Genomic DNA, 578 nt, shown 5'->3' on the forward strand with positions numbered 1-578 from the left:
TCAGCCCTCGGTGGCCTGCCACCCATCACCCGGTTGGACAACCTGGGTGGGCATCACAGCTAGCGGTCCAGGGGCCGTAAGCGACCCGACGCCAGAAGAGGTTCGGTTGCGCCGGACCCCTCCTGCCCGTTGGCGCAGTCCGACCGAACGCCGGTAGAGCTCCGGACCGGTCGCAGCGCTCGCGGTGATCGCAGCGGCCACGTCGACCAACGTGTTTCAACGCCCTCGCGCCGTAAGTGATGAGCGCACCGTTCTGGAGCTGCACGGGTTATGCCCGCGCTGTTACTGACACAGGAACATGCGGACGCAGTCCCGGGGGTGATGCCGAGATTTCTCGGAATAGACGCCTCTGATGGACGAATGTCGCCCAACAACGGCGCTCCTTGAGGGCTACGCCGTGCCGGCGTCCGCTCGGAGCTTCTCCTGCTCGGCCTTGAGCAGCAGCGCGATGTCGATGAGCTGGTCCTCCTGGCCGCCGATCAGCTTGCGGCGGCCGGCCTCGAGCAGGATCTGGGCGCCGGAGACGCCGTACCGGTCGGCGGCGTTGCCGGCATGCTTCAGGAAGCTCGAGTAGACGC

Annotated in this window: 1 pseudogene; it reads right to left on the minus strand. The window is 67.0% G+C overall.

Annotated features, from left to right (window positions below):
* Nucleotides 1-390: 390 nt before the first annotated feature.
* Nucleotides 391-578, minus strand: a pseudogene (locus tag ABD086_RS25085) (hypothetical protein); the annotation flags it as partial.

It is taken from the genome of Nocardioides aquiterrae (genome assembly GCF_039526625.1).
GTDB classification, from domain to species: Bacteria; Actinomycetota; Actinomycetes; order Propionibacteriales; family Nocardioidaceae; genus Nocardioides; species Nocardioides aquiterrae.